This is a genomic window from Actinoallomurus sp. CA-150999 (genome assembly GCF_050942425.1).
In the GTDB taxonomy this organism is placed as follows: domain Bacteria; phylum Actinomycetota; class Actinomycetes; order Streptosporangiales; family Streptosporangiaceae; genus Actinoallomurus.
In genome coordinates this window covers 11,043,270-11,058,188 of record NZ_CP192063.1, presented here as the reverse complement: position 1 = coordinate 11,058,188, position 14,919 = coordinate 11,043,270, and the positions used below count along the sequence as shown (strand labels likewise).

The window sequence follows — 14,919 nt, the reverse complement described above, 5'->3', positions numbered from 1 at the left end:
GTCACAACGCGTCGAATTGGGGCCGGTCGTGGTCCACGCGCACAGTCCTCATCGACCCTGCGAGGGGTCACAACAATGACATTTTCGCGCCGGCCGAGCCGAGCGGACCGAGTCCTCATCGACCCTGCGAGGGGTCACAACGCCATGAAGACGTTGCGGGCCGCTCGGCTGGGCGCCGAGTCCTCATCGACCCTGCGAGGGGTCACAACCCGTCCACTGACGTTTCGTGTCGCGGACCCGCTGAGTCCTCATCGACCCTGCGAGGGGTCACAACATGCAGACCATGCGGTAGTAGACCTTGAAGGTCTCGGGTCCTCATCGACCCTGCGAGGGGTCACAACCGCGGTGTCCTTCCTGGTCGTACGTGGTGCTAGGCGGGTCCTCATCGACCCTGCGAGGGGTCACAACGCGACGACCAGGCGGCGGCGTCCGTCGCGGCGGTTCGTCCTCATCGACCCTGCGAGGGGTCACAACATGAGTAGTCGACTGGCGGTTGCGTCTCGGGTCTCGGTCCTCATCGACCCTGCGAGGGGTCACAACCTGGAGTGGACCACGGCCTGGCGGCTGGACCCGATGGGTCCTCATCGACCTGCGAGGGGTCACAACACCACGACCCGCACGATGATCAGTTCGGCCAACCAGAGGTCCTCATCGACCCTGCGAGGGGTCACAACGTTGAAATAGCCGAGGGGGTAGGCGGCCTCTACCTCGTGGTCCTCATCGCCCCTACGAGGGGTCACAACCCGACGAGGCGGTGGCGGCATGAACCTCCTCCTGCACCGGTCCTCATCGACCCTGCGAGGGGTCACAACATGTCCTCCAGGATCTTGGCGGCGAGCTTGCGCTCGGCGTCCTCATCGACTCTGCGAGGGGTCACAACATGACGTTCTCCACGACGCCGGCCAGGACCAGGCCGCCGTCCTCATCGACCCTGCGAGGGGTCACAACATCGGGACGCACAGCCGGTAGACCGCGCCGCGCCCGGTCCTCATCGCCCCTGCGAGGGGTCACAACAGGATCCGGACGCGCTTGTCGCGGTCGGCGAGCGTCCTCATTGACCCTGCGAGGGGTCACAACCGGCGGTTGTTCTGCTGCGTCACGCGGTCCCCCGGTCCTCATCGACTCTGCGAGGGGTCACAACTACGGCGATCACGACGGACCTCGCGCCCGGGGAGAGCGTCCTCATTGACCCTGCGAGGGGTCACAACAGGTCGGACTCGTGGTGGATCGCGCGGCCCATCAGCTGTCCTCATCGACCCTGCGAGGGGTCACAACATCGTGATGCTGGACCCGCTCGGGCCGGTGGCGACGAGGTCCTCATCGACCCCTGCGAGGGGTCACAACGTCCCGCGCGTCTCGGTCGGCTCGTCGCTGGTCGCGTCCTCATCGACCCTGCGAGGGGTCAAAACCGCACGTGCGGTGTTCGCCGTCGCGGGTGGTCGAGTCCTCATCGACCCTGCGAGGGGTCATAACACGTCATCGCCAGTGACCTTGAAGCCGACGATGGCGGTCCTCATCGACCCTGCGAGGGGTCACAACTTCGCGATGGAGCCCGGCAGCCGACCGGAGACGGTCCGTGTCCTCATCGAACCTGCGAGGGGTCACACACCCGATCCCCGGCGATCTTCCCCTCGTCGATCCGACCGTCGAAGAGGGTCCCGTTCCGTTGCAGGACGGGGGCTTCTTGGAGGGCGCGGTGGCCGCCAGCCCCCGCATGGGAGGCGACCTGTGGAGCGGAGAGGCCGAGGCCGCCGACGTGGTGCAGTCGACCGTCGAGCACGCCGACGCCGACGGCCAACTGCGGGGCATCCTCGATGCCGTGCGCTCCCACCGCGTTGAGGACGATTTCTCCGAGGTCTGGTCGTACGCGCGGGAGCACTTCGAACGCAAGCTGTACAGCAAGCGCTCCAAGGTCAGGGTCCGGTTCGTGGAACTGACCGACACCATCCCCGTGCAAGGCCCGGAGACCGAAGTGCTCGATGGCCTGGTGTACGCCGACTTCCTCGCCCTGCTGGAGCCGAAGGAGCGGCAGGTCGTCGTCTTGCTGAACAGCGGGGTCACCAAGCTGACCGAGGTCGCCGGTCTCCTGGGCTACAAGAACCACAGCCCGATCTCCAAGCGCCTCGCCCAGATCCAGAAGAAAGCGGCAGCGCACTTCGCAGCGCAGTGAGGAGGACCCGTACCCGCCGCAGACCAACGGCCCATACCCAGGCCGTCTCGGCGAAGATCGACCGTCGGGAGGTCAGCTACGAGCCGCACGTCTCGCTCTGGGTTCCAGAACCGGCGAATTTCCCGAGTGCTCAGGCGAGCCGACGGTCGAGCGCTCTATCGTCAGGGATCGGGCAGAGGCGCTGTCCTGTCCGCCTGCCGCGCGGCGCGAGGTCCGGTCCAGCTGGCCGGATCCCCGGCCACCTCCGGAGCGAACTTTGGAGGAACGCGGCAGCGGAAAGGAAGTGCGTGCGATGCCCACGTCCAACAAGAGCCTCGGCGAGCGGATCCTGCGGATCATCGAGCAGGTGGTCGCGATCCTAAACCGGATGCTCTAGCGGACGCAGGGCCTCCTACCAGCCGGTCGTCGCAACTCGTGCAGGTAGGAGGCCCTGTCGGTCTCGGCGTGCCGCGCAAGTCAACTTGCGCGGCTCGTCTTACGCATCGTACTTATCGAGTCCGCAAGTGGACGACGTTCCCGCGCAACTCTTATCCACTTCCCGGATTGATACCGGACTCGGACGGGCGGTCTAAGACCGTTGACGAAGCCGTGCCCGGAAGGACCGTCGGATGCCTGTTCGGCGTTGCCGCACTCCGATCGCGTCAGGATCGGGGAAGGCCGAGGCCGGACTCGGCGGTGGTCCAGTCGGCGGCGATCGCCTGCTGGGCGGCCGACAGCGTGACCTTGCCCGCGCAGATGGCTTTGTGTAGGTCGTTCTCGACGGTGTCCTTGGGGTTGTTCGGTCCGCTGCCGGGGGTGTGGCCGGGGGAAGGCGGCTCGACCCACAGGTTGCGCGAGTCGTTGGGGTCTCCGCCCAGCTCGAGGCTGATCAGGTGGTCGTACTCGGCGTCGTGCAGCGAGCCGGTGAAGCCGTACGAGCCCGCGTTCGCACGCTTCTCCGCGCTGGTGACATCAGCCGGCGGGCGGATCCCGCGGGTGTAGCCGTTGGGGCGGCAGATCGTCGTCGTGAGGGTCGCCTGGGTGACGTCGGGGTTGAGCGCCCCCGGCGTACAGGAGGTGTCCGGGAGCGGCTGGCCGTCACTGGTGTGGCGGTAACGGCAGCTGCCGGCCGACGGCTGGGTCTGCACGGTATAGGGGTGCTGCGGGCCGGGCCCCATCGGGATACCACCACCCGCCGGCTTCGGCGCGGCCGACACCGGATGGGTAGCTGCGGACGGACTGCCCGTGGTGCTGTTGGAGCATCCCGCGCCGGCGGTGAGCAGGAGAGCGACGAGGACCACGAGATCGCGCTGGACCAGGCGGTGAGCCATGCTTCCTCCGGATGCGGGGGCGAGGATGTCGCCGGGAGGCTATCCCCGGGCCGCCGAGCCCCGTAAGGACCGGTGCTGCGATGAAGATGTCACCGGCTGCAGCATGCTTAGCCGGATGGGTGACGTCGAGGCCCGCCGCTCGACCCGTGGGCTCGCATCCCGACCGCGCCCGCGCTGCGGGCCGGCGGGATCGATCGCTGGCTCGGCGCCGGCGACGGATTGCTCGGCCTGGCCGCGCTCGCCGTGACCGGCCCCGCCGTTGTGCTCGCCTGGTCGACCCTCACGGCGGCCGCCCTGCTGTGGATCCTGGCCGTGGGCGCGGCCTCCCTTGTGCACCTGACGGCCGTGCTCTAACGAGCAAGCATGCTTGCTTGCGTCGCGCCGGGCGGCCGCATCTCGTCGGCGGTCTTGAGGTAGTAGCCGACTCCGTCGGACCCCGGTCGGCTTTCGCTGACAAGGTGGCCCGGCGGTGAGCATGTCGACGTCCGCCAGTTCCCGGAAGTACGTCATCGCCGCTTGTTGTCGATGTACCCAGACTTAATGTCGTGGCCCCCCGGTATGGTGCTTGGTACGTGCACAGTCCTTAGCAGAACTGGGCCGCTGATGCTGTAGCGAATGAAGGCCCCGACCCTCTGACCTGGACAGTCTTCCGAGGGCCGGGACCGCTCCGCGGGGGGTCTGGGTGATCAGCCCAGGCCCCTTCCGTTTGCCTGCTAGCGGGTCACTCGTGGTGGGAGTGCCACCACAAGGTCACCGCCAAGATGATGGACCGCCAGAGCAGCAGCAGGGCGCTGCTGATGGTGCGGACCCACCACCACCGGCCGGGAACGCGGTCACGCTCACTCGCGTCACCATCGCCGCGGAGCCTTTCCCAGACGCGTTTCCACATCAGGGGCAACCTCCGCAACGCGGGAGGAAAGGGATCCACGGATCGGCCGGCCTCCCGCTTCCGGTCGATCCGCGCGGGTCCGACCGAATGCGACAAGGGCGCGAGAAGCGCTTGGGTGGAACCCTAGGCCGCGCGACTGACAGTTTGCGGCCGGTCGCCGGGTAACTGCTCCATACCGCGTCACATTCGTTAATCCCGGTCCACGCGGTACTCGCAGCGCTCCCGCAGGGTGTCGATGCTGGTGGACGGCTCTGGCACATTTGCCCCGAGCATGGCCACCGGGGGCAGGGGACTCCGTCCGCGAGGAGGTGCCGTTGGTCTGGACGGACAACATGCAGGCCGGCGAACGGTCCAACATGCCCATTCCGGCGAGTCGCGCGGCCGACGCGGGGCTTGAGCAGCAACCAAACGGCCAGTCACGTTAAGGAGCCCGGCGGGCTCGTCTTGCCGTGACGGGCAGTTTCGACGCGGGTGGCCGTCAGTCGTCGTTGGCGGCGGCTTCGACGGGGTCGGCGAGATCGACCACCATCAGCAGGATCGCTGCGTTGGCCAGCAGCGACACCACGTCGAACTCCGCGACGACCTTCGCGGCACGCTGGTTCGTCGGCGAACTCTTGCCCGGCGGCAGGTCAACGCTGTCGGGGAGCATCCTCACCCGCTCGAAGGCAGGCCCGACCTCCTGTAGCTCGCCGTCGGCGAGCACCCACAGATTCCCGCCGATCGAGAAGGCTTCCCCGATCATCTTGGCGACGTCCGCCCGCGTTTCGGGCCCGCCGAGATCGCTACCGTCCTCGACCTGTCCCCGGCGACCGTCCGCACCCGCCTGTCCCGAGCCCGTGCCCGCCTCAGATCGATCCTGGCGGCCGCCCCCGCCGACAGCCGTTGATCCTCTTGAAGGTCGTGACGGTCAAGTGACTTTGCGCCAGGGTGATCTGGCATAGCCGCTGGAGATGTGGTGGATGAGCGGATGGCCCTTGGGGGCGGCTTTCACGCAGATGTCCCAGGTGGCGGTCTTGCCCTGAATGCTTTGGTTGCCTTCGCCGGTCCTCTTCCAATTGGCGCCTGCGTCGGCGCAGGCCTGGGCCATTTCGGTGAAGTAGGCGGACAGTTTCCCCGGGGAGGGCTCGTCACCGGCCTCTTCGACGGCGTGTTTGATGCACAGGTCGTCGGTCTCGACCTCGTTGATCCAGAACGATGAGGGGCAGTCGTAACCGTTGATGGGTCTCCAGCTCACGGGACTCATCTTGGAGCCGGCGAGGTCGATCTTGACGTTCTTCCGCATGATGGCGGTCTCGCCTTCGCTGGTCGTGGAGCCCTCGATCGACCGGCGCAGGTAGACGGTGATCACCTCGACGGTCGAGCCCGCCGGAGCTTTGGACAGGAACGTCCGCTCCAGGCTGCCGTAGCGGGTCAGGGCGGTCTTGCGCTCGTTCTCGCCGAGCATGCACAACGCCACGTAACCGGGGCCGCCGAAGGACTTGACGAATGAGGGCAGCGCCTTGAGGAGCAGATCCTTCGGGAGGGAGGCGAACGTGGTCAGCTTATTCGTGCCGGTGCGCGTCAGCAGGACGTTCAGCTGGTCCTCGATGTTGACGCACACTCCGGCCAGCCGCCGGACCGCCACGGCGATATCGTTTTTCTTGACCTTCTCCAGGGGCGTGGTCGCGAACTCGGTGCCCATCAGGTTCAGCGCCGCCTGTGCCCCGTACAGGTTGACCTGCTCTTTCCAGCCGGTGAGGGTGGTCTGCACGTACAGGGCGAGGGGCGTCAGGACGGTTTCGGGCAGCGCCTTGTTCAGGCGCAGTTCCCCTGGCCGGGCATCGGCGCGAACCAGCTGTTGGAAGCAGTCGGTCATCGTGGCCTCCTGGCCGGTCGCCTGCTCCTGCGCATAGGTCTGCAGTTCGAGGGCCAGATCGATCCACCGCTGATATCCGGACGCCTCTTTCTGCAGCGCGGCGCGGAGGTCGTTCCACGCGTTCGTCTCCTGGGCGAGCCTCAGGAGGGTCTCGGCCGCCCGGGTCTTGCTGTCCGCGGTGCGATCGGGGTCCTTCACCAGGGCGCTCTGGGGGTTGCACAGCGCCAGGATCTGACCGGAGGTGAGGCCGGTGTCGGAAGTCTCGGCGGTGCCGACGGCCTCATTCACGATGGCCTGCAGATGGCCGCCGGCCCGTCGGAGGATCGCGTCGCCGCACGCGCCCATGTAGGGCGTCAGGAGGGCCTTCCACACCCCCTGCACGGTCCCGGCGTTCTTCAGCTTGCCGAGTACGACGACCTTCTTCCTGTCGGCCAGGAAGCCGGTGACGACGAAGGTGAATCCGGCACGGTAGGTCTCGGGCCGCGGCGGGAAATAGCGAGGCTGGGTCATCGGCGCTCCGTTCCATCCTCGATCCTGACAGCGTGGCCTCGGTCTGGCCCGCGCCTGGCCTGCTATGGCCACCCAGCGGGTGAAATGCTCTTCTGAAGCGGGTCAGCGGGTGTGGAGGAATTTCGGGGACGGCGATGGCCGCGGCCCAGCCAAGGGCTGAATCTGCCCATGAACCCTGAAGAACCTTCGGTTCAGCCCGAAGAACCTCCAGTTGGTCTGCACAACCGCTTCGTCGTGTCGTCCCGGACGCTCGCGACCAGCCGGGCCAGGGTCGTCACGCCCGGCAGCAGCACCTTGCGCTCCCGCAGCCACCCCACCCCGTCAGTGAAGATCGCTTTCGGGCCGTCCCCGGACGTCCACCACAGGGCCACCCCACCACCCACGCCACGAACTCCGGCTCGACCGAGACGAAGTCCTTCCACTGGTAGACCTGCCGGATCGCATCGAAACGGCCCGTCACGGCAAGACGAGCCCGCCGGGCTCCTTAACGTGACTGGCCGTTTGGTTGCTGCTCAAGCCCCGCGACCTTCCGCTCGCGGCTGCCGTGATCGGGGTGCGTCCAGTGGTCGAGGACCTGGCGGACGGTCCAGCGGCGGCCGGCCCGGTCGGCGAGCTGGGCGGGCCGCTCGTTGCGCCATCCCTCCCACTGCACGATCACGTGATGGCCTCGGCGCGGGTCGCCGATCGCTAGGCGGTCCACCATCGGCGGAGCCGTCCGCGCTGCCCGTCCGGATCCTGGGCGATCTCGCCGATCGCCGGACCGTCCGACAGCGTGGCGGCGATCTTATGGACGCGTCCCTCCCACGTCTGCAAGACGCGGACGGCGTACCGCTCCCCCCGCCACGTGATGGCGGCTGGTCGGCCGTCGGGCGTCGTCTCGATGTCGATCGGGTCGTCCAGCAACACGGGCATGCCGGGAGCGTAGTCGAACCTTCGTTCGATCACACGAAAGGGGTGGCGTGTCTTCCGCCGCGTCTTGACGTGTCCATGTCAATTCACTCGGGCGCACCGCCGCCGCAGGTGGAGTAGGCCCTCCGGTTCACAGCCGTCGGCGTCCCGGTGGGTCTCGATGCACTCGGCGTGCGCGGTGTCGTGGTCGTGGGTCTCGTCAGCGTGCAGGGCAAGGAAGGCTCCGGCGTGAGCGCCGGCTTCGGTGCGGCTGCCGTACGGTTCCTCGCCCTGGCCGCGGGTGCCGTCGGCGCCACGCAGACGTCCTCGACGCCGATCATCGAGGCGGACGCGACGGTGTGGGATCCGCCGCTTCCGCACTGAAACCGGGCCTCATCCGGACACACGTGCGACCTTCGCGAATGAAGCGTCCGCAAGGGGCGTGCCATCCCCTTGCCAGCGCATCGATGCAGGTCAGCAAACTCCTAGTACGCCTTGGAAGTTCGTCGAGGGCCGGGGGCTCCTTCTGGGAACAGGTGCCTGACCAGGCGTTTCGTAGTGTAATCATCCATTGGATAAGACGTTCATTACACGGGTTGAGCAGTAATGTGCTGCACAAGCCTTTCCCAACCGTGCGGTCTCTCTGATCACCGCCCGGGCTGACCAGAGGGTCAGCGTCGGCCGCAACCACCGTGGTCGGCAAGGTTCCGTCCCTGGTGACGGACACGGGAAGGGAGGGCCCAGGTGTCGAAGCGCGGTAAGCGCCAGACGCCGTCGGGAGACCACTGGCGTCGCGCGCAGGTTCTCGCCACGCTGGCGAAGACTGCGGTCGATCTGCTGCGGTGGTTCACCGACGGCGGCCCTGGCCGCCTCTGACGAGAGGCGACCAGAACCGCCAACCGGGAGCCTTGCACCTTGTGCCTTTGGCGAGGGTCGGTGCGGGGCTCCCCTTTTTAATTTGCAGCTCAGAGGCTATTCGTCGAGCGCGTGCGCGTGCGCTAAGTACCCCCCTGACGTTAGCAGCCCTTCGGCGAGACTTGGAAGAAGATCACACCGCTGCCGGGGACATGTCTACTGACGGCGACGGCGAGGATGCTGCGGCCCGCCAAGATCGCTGAGAGTGGTTGATAAGGACGCTTATCGGTCACTCTCGGCGATCTTCGGGCGGGCCCGCACTACTTTCCCCGCGCCGGAGCTTCGGGAGTCCCTGGGCCAACACGCGGGCCGGGCGGCTTCCTCCACGCTTTCCCGCCGAACAGGCGAAATCGCCATGGATGGCGACCCCCAATCACCCTACGATATGTAATCGAACGACTACTCACAGTGCGCTCGTTTGTTGTGGGCGTCACTCCCCCCGAGGAGGTCACGAATGATCCTCAAACGCGCCGGCGTGCTCGTGCTGGCGGCCATGGCCCTGACCGCCGCCCCCGCGGCGATCACCGCATCCACCGCCCAGGCCGCGACCACCCCGACCAAGACGCCGGGCACCCACTACCAAATGTTCGGCAGCCTCCCCATCATCGGCGGCATGCTCGGGGGCGGGGGCGGCGGTCTGCCCCTCCCCATCTAGCCCCCCGCTCCGGCGACAACCCCCGCCCCTGGCCGCCTTTCGCGGCCGGGGGCGGCTGCATCTCGCAGTTTCCCACCCCGGCCCCGGCGCCGCCGGACCCGTCCAGGCGAGTGGTCTCGCCCGACGCGCGGGCGAGGATGCCGCCGACCTGACGCCCGGCGCGCCGACCCGCCCCCAGGCCGGCGACATCGAGGGCCGGCCGTCCGCAGCGCGGTAGCGGAGTTATCCACGGTCCCACCGACGATGAACAAGAATCCCGGTATCACGTACACGAAGATCACCGCTCTGCCACGGCAGGTTGGCGGGCGAGCGCGGCGCGGAGCGCGGCTAGTGCCGCGTCGTCGGTGAAGCCGCGTCGCCGGGCAGTGGCGGCGAGGTGGTCGGCGGCGGTGGAGAGGGCCCACAGCCCCTGGCTTTGTGCAGCGGCTGGTCAGGTGTGGGGGATGAGGTTGCGGGCGACGAGGTCGGCGTGGACCTGTTCCAGGTGGGAGATTTCGTGCTGGGCGGGGTTGGTGCCGGTGGAGGTGGGCACCGTGACGTCGGTGAGTGGGTCGTCGGTCCTGGCCACGGTGCGGGTGAGGACTGCGCCGATGCCGGGAGCGGCCGCGTCACGGGCGGTGAGCGGGGGCAGGTTCCAGCGTTGCTGGATGGTTTTGAGGATGGAGGTGTGGTCCAGTGGGGTGGTGTCGTCGGGGACGCGGAAGACCGTGCCGGGTTCGATGAGCGGGGAGACCAGCACGGTGGGCACCCGTACACCGAAGCGGGTGAAGTCGAAGCCGAACTGCCCTGCGGAATTGTCCGGTGGTGTGGCTGCGGTGGGTGGGGGGAGGTGGTCGTAGCAGCCGCCGTGCTCGTCGTAGGTGATGATCAGCAGGGTGCTGGCCCAGGCCGGGCCGGCGCGCAGGGCCTGGTAGACGTCGTGGATGAGTTGCTCGCCCAGGGCGACGTCGTAGTTGGGGTGCTGGCTGTTGCCGGTGGAGCCCCAGCTGGGCTCCAGGAAGGTGAACGCGGGCAGCGTCCCGCCCGCGGCAGCGGCCTTGAAGTCGGTGAACAGCCCGAAGTGCGAGGCCGGTGCGTTGGCGGTGTCGGGGAAGTTCCCTCGGGTCAGCGGCTGCTTGTCGTACCCGTACACCGCCCAGCTGATGTCATGGTCGGACAGCAGACCGAAGATGCTGGGGACGGTGAATGTGTGGGTGGCGTCGTCCATGTGCCCCTGGCTGGTGGCCGCGCACGCGAACGCCCGGTTCGGCAGGGTCTCGGTCGGCACTGAGGCGAACCAGTGATCGGCCACGGCGAATCCCCGCGCCAGGCCTGAGAGCACCGGCAATGCCTGCGGGGTGAAACAGCCCATGATGTCTGCGGCCGTTGTCCCCGGATACACCGGGCGGCCTTGACGGTGGCGCAGGGCCAGGGTGTTGGCGTAGTCGGTGACGAACCCGTCGTTCGTCGCCGCCGGTGCCGGCGTGGCGGGGGTGGGGGTGCCGAAGAGTTGCTTGTTGGTGGCCGCATAGCCCTCGTCCGGATCGGCGCCGGGCATGAAGTAGGCGCCGGGCGCGGTGCCGTCGATCCGGGACACCGTGACCTTCCCCTGGTTACCGTTGGGGTTGGACTCGGTGCCCGTCAGTCCCTCGAACATCTGCCCGGACGCGGACACGTTGCCCTGGTCGGTGTAAAGCCAGCCGAGCATGTGGTCGAACGAGCGGTTCTCCAGCATCAGCACCACAACGTGCTCGACAGCCCTCAACTGCCCCACCGAGTCCGACATCACGCGCCTCCATTACGTGCGGCAAGCGGCGGGTGCCAGGGGGCCGGCCCGTCGCGTGGCGTGCTGATACGCCGTCATGCTAGGCCGGAAATCAGCCACGGGGAGCGAGACTCACCCCAACCGGCATTGCCTCTTACCCAGATAGGTTCGCCAGTCTCCCCCGCGGGCGACGTCGGACCACCCCCGCGTGCGCGGGGAGCACACTGCCTAACCTGCAACTCAGTCAGAGCGCGGAGCGCATTTCAAGCGCTTCTTGTGATTCGCCCATCTGGGTGCCGACATGGCGAATCTGCGCATATCGGATCAATTTCACCCAGGTCGCCCAGAAGTACGAAACCGTGATTCGCAGCTGGGAGGTTCTGCGACATCAGGAAAACCTAACCGCTGACCCGCCGGTTGATCGGCGCCGACAGCGGTGTGATGCGACGCTCGACAGTCTCGCTACGGTTCCGGTAAGCAGCCTGCGTACGCGTCGGTGCTGGGCGAGCACCTTTTTTCGGACGGCGTGAGATAGCGTCACGATCCACGATCGGGCCATCGGTGAAAGATGGATGTTATCCGTTGTAGTAGACGGCTCCGCTACACCGATCGTAGCCGCAGACACCGAACGCAATATTGCGATGTTCCTCGATGTTCCACTGATCGAACCTGCGGTGACCGAGTGTGTGGAAATATTCAGAGCTGTGTCCAATGTTGCTGTTTGTGTATCGCCAGAACATGTTAACGCGGTTGGGTATTACCGTTCTGTTGTACCAGACGTCGAAATAGTCCCCGTTGGGACTAAAGGTGATCGTGATGGCCCTGTTGTCCAGCTCGGCCCAGTTTCGATAGGGCATATCATTGCCTCGGGCGTTCAGCCCCTGCGATGAATCCGGGATCGGGGTGGAGAGTTCCTGCCATGCCGCCAGCTTGGCGGGTGTGGCGTGTGCGCCGATTGTCGCTGCAGCCGTGACGGCCGCCGCCGCTACTTTGATCACCGTGAACGCCTCTTCAAAGTCCGGATGACGCTGCTGTCGTCCGATGGTGGAGGTGACATTACCCGATATCTAAAGACGTTTTACTGGTGTCGATTATGTGTCCAGAAAGTCATGTTTTGTGAATCGATCAATAAAGTACATGTCTGCCTATATGGCGAACGTCGTTACTATTGATCTAGCTCTACTGCAGGTGTGAGCGGAAGGGTCATCCACGCGTGCGCGCGGAGCGGGTGCCCTCGCGAGGATGGTGCCGCGGGCTGAATGGTGTCGAGATAGAGGAGCAGCTGCTCTCCGCGCACGCGGGGATGGCCCCCCGAGCTCGAACATTCCTCTTCCCGACTCGGTGCTCCCCACGAACGTGTGCGGGGAGCACAACCCGAAGATCCTGGGGCCAGCGGCAAGGACTATCCCCGCGAGGGCGGGGAGCGCAAGGCGCCACCTGTCACGATGATCGGGTAGTCGGGACCATCTCCGTGTGCGCGGGGAGCACGTCGTCATCAACCCGAACGGCGTCTACAAGGCGGCACCACCTCCGCATACGCGCGGAGCGCCTTCGCCCACGGCGTTGGTCACGGCGGTAATCGTTGCGGTCGACCTGCTGCGGGCTCGGAGTTCAGGTGCCGTGTGGCGGTGCCTTGGCTCCGGACTTTCTAGGCTTGCGGATGGGCGATGTGATGGCGCGGGTCGTGGAGGGTGATGTCGGTGGCGCGGATGCGGTACCACTCTTCGGCGCCGAGAACCGATCGTGCGGCGACCCGCATCCGCAGCAGACACCGGCGAGCCTCGTCGTGGTGGGCCGGCAGTGCCTCCAGCGGATTCGCGCTGGCCGGGAGCACCTCATGCAGCTCGGGCTAGGCCGGATCGGCCATGTTGATCAGCTCGTCGAGTTCACGCATCTAAGGATCACCGCAGCGTCCTTCGCCCGGTTTAGCCTGCCGGGCGGTGTAGAACTCCGAGGAGAGCCTGGTGTACCGCCTGGTGGTCACGCTCGTCGTGCAGCGTGACGTCGGCGGCGCCGAGGCGGTACCACTCGTCGGCGCCGGCGTAGCGGACTTGGATGGTCACGGTCCCGTCGGGGGTGTGGCTGGTGCGTAGTTCCAGGTCGCCGGTGATGACGCCGACGTCGTCGGTCATCACGCCGCCTGGCCCGGCGGTGAAGCGTGAGGTGAGTTCTTCCATGTCAGGTGCAGGTGTCCAGCATGGTGTTCAACGAGGTCTCCTCGGGCTGGGTGACGTTGAGGGCGTACAGGTGTTTGATGTGCGTCCACATGCGGGCGTAGGTGCACCAGTAGGAGGTCAGTGGTGGCTTCCACTGGTCCGGTGACTGGTCGCCTTTGGCGCGGTTGCTGGAGGCGGAGACCGCGATCAGTTGTGGGTTGGTGAGGTCGTTGGCGAAGCGCTGGCGCTGGGGTGTGGTCCAGGTGTCGGCGCCGGATCGCCAGGCGTTCGCGAGCGGGACGACGTGGTCGATGTCGAGTTGGGATGCGCTGGTGAACGTCTTGCCGTCGTAGTCGCTCACCCAGGTGCCCGAGATCGCTCGGCACTGGGCGTCGGTCGTGACGCCCCGGCCGTCGCGCTGCAGGACGACCTCGCGGGTGTCGCAGGTGCCGTGCTGGGTGATCCAGTGCGGGAACTTCGCGCGGGAGTATCCGGCCATCGAGTGCGGCGTAGTGATGGTCAGGCCCGCGAGTTCTTTACGGGCGATCGCGGCCGGCGGTGCCTCGGGTGGCTCGGCCGAAGCGGCCGTCGCGGGCAACACGATCGCGGCGGTGACGGCGACCGCTATAGCGGTAGCCGCAGCTTTGCGGGCATGGGGAATGGCGAGCATCGGGGGAGACCTCCAGGGGGCGATGCGTCGGTGCCCGTCAAGCATCACCAGGCAGACACTCTCTGTCAATGAGTGACTACTGTCCGCTTCTGGTGTCTCGGCTTCTCATGGAGGTCGATCCCTGGAATTCAGGTTGATGCGGCCGGCCCGGGCCACGAGGCTGCGAGCTCGTCGGCTCGGGGAAGACTGTCGTCGCCGGCTACCTGGGATGGCCGATGACGGGGGGAGTCCCGGCCGCCTGGCCGGTTGGAGACGCGAGGCTTAAGGTGTCCCGCCTCCCTGGCCGAAGAGACGGGACACGCGATTATGTGCACAGGCACCAGGTGCCTGACCATTGGGGGGAATGAGGACAGGCTAGCGATCCTGGTGCCGGCGTGCGGGTGGTTTCGTCTCAGCAGCGGTCGAGCATGCCGGACAGTGCGGACTTTTCCGCGCTGGTGGTCGTGAGTTTGAAGATGGTTTTCACGTCGATCCATTGGCGGGCGTACAGGCACCAGTAGCCGGTATTGCTGGGCTTCCACGTCGAGGGGTCCTGGTCGCCCTTGGCGCTGTTGGACGCTTCTGAGGCGATGATGAGCTGGGGGTCGGTCAGGTCGTTGCCGAACGCCTTGCGCTGCGCGGTGGTCCACTGGTCGGCGCCGGACCGCCAGGCGTCGGCGAGGGGAACCACGTGGTCGATCGTGGCATCGGAGACGACCGTGACGGTTTTGCCGTCATAGGCGCTGTACCACGAGCCGGAGGTCGGCTGGCAGTTGTTGCTGCCTTCCACGACGTTCTTCCCGTCACGGGCGAGAACGTCTTGGCGGGTGGTGCACCCGTCGGGCTGTTTAGCCCAGATCGAGAACTTACTGCGGGCATATCCGGTCATGCTGTGCGGACTGGCCACCGTGAGCGCCGCGAGCTGGGTACGCGCGGTCGAGGCGGGCGGAGCCGTCGGCGGGTCAGCGAACGCGGCGTCAGAAAAACCGACCAGGCCGGCCAGCCCGATCACGACAACGGCGACCATCGATACGGATCGTCTCAACGCGGATCCTCCTCATGTCGTGGTCCCGCTCCCCGGCATGAGATTCGCAGCGCAACTCCACCACACGATGATCACCACGTGAAGACCCAAAAGTCGATCTTGACCGCTTGCGGACAGCCGGGTGCATGAAGCT

19 protein-coding genes and 2 CRISPR repeat arrays (1 of these 21 cut by a window edge) are annotated in these 14,919 nt (G+C 66.7%); of the genes, 6 read left to right on the top strand and 13 right to left on the bottom strand.

All coding sequences use genetic code 11. The features are described 5' to 3' along the window. A CRISPR array of direct repeats spans window positions 1-540; the repeat unit is 30 nt; unit sequence GTCCTCATCGACCCTGCGAGGGGTCACAAC (it extends 352 nt beyond the left edge of the window). A gap of 103 nt (window positions 541-643) precedes the next feature. Beyond that, a CRISPR array of direct repeats spans window positions 644-1,275; the repeat unit is 30 nt; unit sequence GTCCTCATCGACCCTGCGAGGGGTCACAAC. Between the two features lie 301 nt (window positions 1,276-1,576). Then, complete coding sequence (locus ACQP2O_RS51195) at window positions 1,577-2,170, top strand: hypothetical protein (RefSeq protein ID WP_433177384.1); 594 nt, start codon at window positions 1,577-1,579, stop codon at window positions 2,168-2,170. Window positions 2,171-2,811: 641 nt separating this feature from the next. On the opposite strand, the gene ACQP2O_RS51190 is transcribed toward ACQP2O_RS51195, so the two are convergent. Continuing rightward, window positions 2,812-3,480 (bottom strand): hypothetical protein, encoded by a 669-nt coding sequence (locus tag ACQP2O_RS51190; protein WP_433177383.1) that lies wholly within the window; start codon window positions 3,478-3,480, stop codon window positions 2,812-2,814. Window positions 3,481-3,699: 219 nt separating this feature from the next. On the opposite strand from ACQP2O_RS51190, the gene ACQP2O_RS51185 reads away from it, so the two are divergent. Next, window positions 3,700-3,834 (top strand): hypothetical protein, encoded by a 135-nt coding sequence (locus tag ACQP2O_RS51185; protein WP_433177381.1) that lies wholly within the window; start codon window positions 3,700-3,702, stop codon window positions 3,832-3,834. A 367-nt stretch (window positions 3,835-4,201) separates the two neighbouring features. Here the strand turns inward: ACQP2O_RS51185 and ACQP2O_RS51180 are convergent, their stop codons facing one another. Both ACQP2O_RS51180 and ACQP2O_RS51175 read right to left on the bottom strand, forming a co-directional pair. Next, window positions 4,202-4,369, bottom strand: a complete 168-nt coding sequence (locus ACQP2O_RS51180; RefSeq protein WP_433177379.1) for a hypothetical protein — start codon at window positions 4,367-4,369, stop codon at window positions 4,202-4,204. A 478-nt stretch (window positions 4,370-4,847) separates the two neighbouring features. Then, window positions 4,848-5,111 carry a hypothetical protein gene (locus ACQP2O_RS51175; RefSeq protein ID WP_433177377.1) on the bottom strand — a complete coding sequence of 88 codons (264 nt, stop codon included), beginning with the start codon at window positions 5,109-5,111 and terminating at the stop codon, window positions 4,848-4,850. On the opposite strand from ACQP2O_RS51175, the gene ACQP2O_RS51170 reads away from it, so the two are divergent. Beyond that, complete coding sequence (locus tag ACQP2O_RS51170) at window positions 5,079-5,255, top strand: sigma factor-like helix-turn-helix DNA-binding protein (protein WP_433191463.1); 177 nt, start codon at window positions 5,079-5,081, stop codon at window positions 5,253-5,255. The two genes, ACQP2O_RS51175 and ACQP2O_RS51170, sit on opposite strands and share 33 nt — an antisense overlap. A 21-nt stretch (window positions 5,256-5,276) precedes the next feature. On the opposite strand, the gene ACQP2O_RS51165 is transcribed toward ACQP2O_RS51170, so the two are convergent. The 4 genes from ACQP2O_RS51165 to ACQP2O_RS51150 form a co-directional block, all read right to left on the bottom strand. Continuing rightward, window positions 5,277-6,734 carry a hypothetical protein gene (locus ACQP2O_RS51165; protein WP_433177375.1) on the bottom strand — a complete coding sequence of 486 codons (1,458 nt, stop codon included), beginning with the start codon at window positions 6,732-6,734 and terminating at the stop codon, window positions 5,277-5,279. A 191-nt stretch (window positions 6,735-6,925) separates the two neighbouring features. Further along, window positions 6,926-7,117, bottom strand: a complete 192-nt coding sequence (locus ACQP2O_RS51160; protein ID WP_433177373.1) for a DUF4158 domain-containing protein — start codon at window positions 7,115-7,117, stop codon at window positions 6,926-6,928. 101 nt (window positions 7,118-7,218) lie between these two features. Then, on the bottom strand, window positions 7,219-7,437 hold the full coding sequence (locus tag ACQP2O_RS51155) for a hypothetical protein (protein WP_433177371.1): 219 nt from the start codon (window positions 7,435-7,437) through the stop codon (window positions 7,219-7,221). Further along, window positions 7,422-7,646 carry a hypothetical protein gene (locus ACQP2O_RS51150; RefSeq protein ID WP_433177369.1) on the bottom strand — a complete coding sequence of 75 codons (225 nt, stop codon included), beginning with the start codon at window positions 7,644-7,646 and terminating at the stop codon, window positions 7,422-7,424. The genes ACQP2O_RS51155 and ACQP2O_RS51150 overlap by 16 nt, the downstream gene beginning before the upstream one ends. Before the next feature lie 147 nt (window positions 7,647-7,793). Between ACQP2O_RS51150 and ACQP2O_RS51145 the strand changes: the two genes are divergently transcribed. The 3 genes from ACQP2O_RS51145 (at window position 7,794) to ACQP2O_RS51135 (ending at window position 9,192) form a co-directional block, all read left to right on the top strand. Then, window positions 7,794-8,006, top strand: a complete 213-nt coding sequence (locus tag ACQP2O_RS51145) for a hypothetical protein (RefSeq protein ID WP_433177367.1) — start codon at window positions 7,794-7,796, stop codon at window positions 8,004-8,006. A gap of 360 nt (window positions 8,007-8,366) precedes the next feature. Then, window positions 8,367-8,498 (top strand): hypothetical protein, encoded by a 132-nt coding sequence (locus ACQP2O_RS51140; protein ID WP_433177365.1) that lies wholly within the window; start codon window positions 8,367-8,369, stop codon window positions 8,496-8,498. Between the two features lie 493 nt (window positions 8,499-8,991). Continuing rightward, the gene (locus tag ACQP2O_RS51135; protein WP_433177364.1) at window positions 8,992-9,192 is read left to right on the top strand and encodes a hypothetical protein; all 201 of its coding nucleotides are present in this window, start codon (window positions 8,992-8,994) and stop codon (window positions 9,190-9,192) included. A gap of 430 nt (window positions 9,193-9,622) precedes the next feature. Here the strand turns inward: ACQP2O_RS51135 and ACQP2O_RS51130 are convergent, their stop codons facing one another. From ACQP2O_RS51130 to ACQP2O_RS51105, 6 genes are all read right to left on the bottom strand, one after another. After that, window positions 9,623-10,957: an alkaline phosphatase family protein gene (locus ACQP2O_RS51130; protein WP_433177363.1), complete on the bottom strand. Its 1,335-nt coding sequence runs from the start codon at window positions 10,955-10,957 to the stop codon at window positions 9,623-9,625. 554 nt (window positions 10,958-11,511) lie between these two features. Then, entirely contained in the window at window positions 11,512-11,934 is a 423-nt protein-coding gene (locus tag ACQP2O_RS51125; protein WP_433177361.1) for a hypothetical protein, read from the bottom strand. Between the two features lie 650 nt (window positions 11,935-12,584). Continuing rightward, entirely contained in the window at window positions 12,585-12,770 is a 186-nt protein-coding gene (locus ACQP2O_RS51120) for a hypothetical protein (protein ID WP_433177359.1), read from the bottom strand. A gap of 91 nt (window positions 12,771-12,861) precedes the next feature. Beyond that, a complete protein-coding gene (locus ACQP2O_RS51115; protein ID WP_433177357.1) occupies window positions 12,862-13,068 on the bottom strand; it encodes a hypothetical protein in 207 nt (68 codons plus the stop codon). Window positions 13,069-13,114: 46 nt separating this feature from the next. Beyond that, on the bottom strand, window positions 13,115-13,762 hold the full coding sequence (locus ACQP2O_RS51110; protein WP_433177355.1) for an HNH endonuclease family protein: 648 nt from the start codon (window positions 13,760-13,762) through the stop codon (window positions 13,115-13,117). 391 nt (window positions 13,763-14,153) lie between these two features. Further along, complete coding sequence (locus ACQP2O_RS51105; RefSeq protein ID WP_433177353.1) at window positions 14,154-14,753, bottom strand: HNH endonuclease family protein; 600 nt, start codon at window positions 14,751-14,753, stop codon at window positions 14,154-14,156. Between the last annotated feature and the right edge of the window lie 166 nt (window positions 14,754-14,919).

Excerpts from the sequence above, each read along its gene's own strand:
- ACQP2O_RS51190 (WP_433177383.1), bottom strand. The coding sequence starts at position 3,480 with ATGGCTCACCGCCTGGTCCAGCGCGATCTCGTGGTCCTCGTCGCTCTC.
- ACQP2O_RS51180 (WP_433177379.1), bottom strand. The coding sequence starts at position 4,369 with ATGTGGAAACGCGTCTGGGAAAGGCTCCGCGGCGATGGTGACGCGAGT.
- ACQP2O_RS51175 (WP_433177377.1), bottom strand. The coding sequence starts at position 5,111 with ATGATCGGGGAAGCCTTCTCGATCGGCGGGAATCTGTGGGTGCTCGCC.
- ACQP2O_RS51165 (WP_433177375.1), bottom strand. The coding sequence starts at position 6,734 with ATGACCCAGCCTCGCTATTTCCCGCCGCGGCCCGAGACCTACCGTGCC.
- ACQP2O_RS51155 (WP_433177371.1), bottom strand. The coding sequence starts at position 7,437 with ATGGTGGACCGCCTAGCGATCGGCGACCCGCGCCGAGGCCATCACGTG.
- ACQP2O_RS51150 (WP_433177369.1), bottom strand. The coding sequence starts at position 7,646 with ATGCCCGTGTTGCTGGACGACCCGATCGACATCGAGACGACGCCCGAC.
- ACQP2O_RS51135 (WP_433177364.1), top strand. The coding sequence starts at position 8,992 with ATGATCCTCAAACGCGCCGGCGTGCTCGTGCTGGCGGCCATGGCCCTG.
- ACQP2O_RS51130 (WP_433177363.1), bottom strand. The coding sequence starts at position 10,957 with ATGTCGGACTCGGTGGGGCAGTTGAGGGCTGTCGAGCACGTTGTGGTG.
- ACQP2O_RS51115 (WP_433177357.1), bottom strand. The coding sequence starts at position 13,068 with ATGACCGACGACGTCGGCGTCATCACCGGCGACCTGGAACTACGCACC.
- ACQP2O_RS51110 (WP_433177355.1), bottom strand. The coding sequence starts at position 13,762 with ATGCTCGCCATTCCCCATGCCCGCAAAGCTGCGGCTACCGCTATAGCG.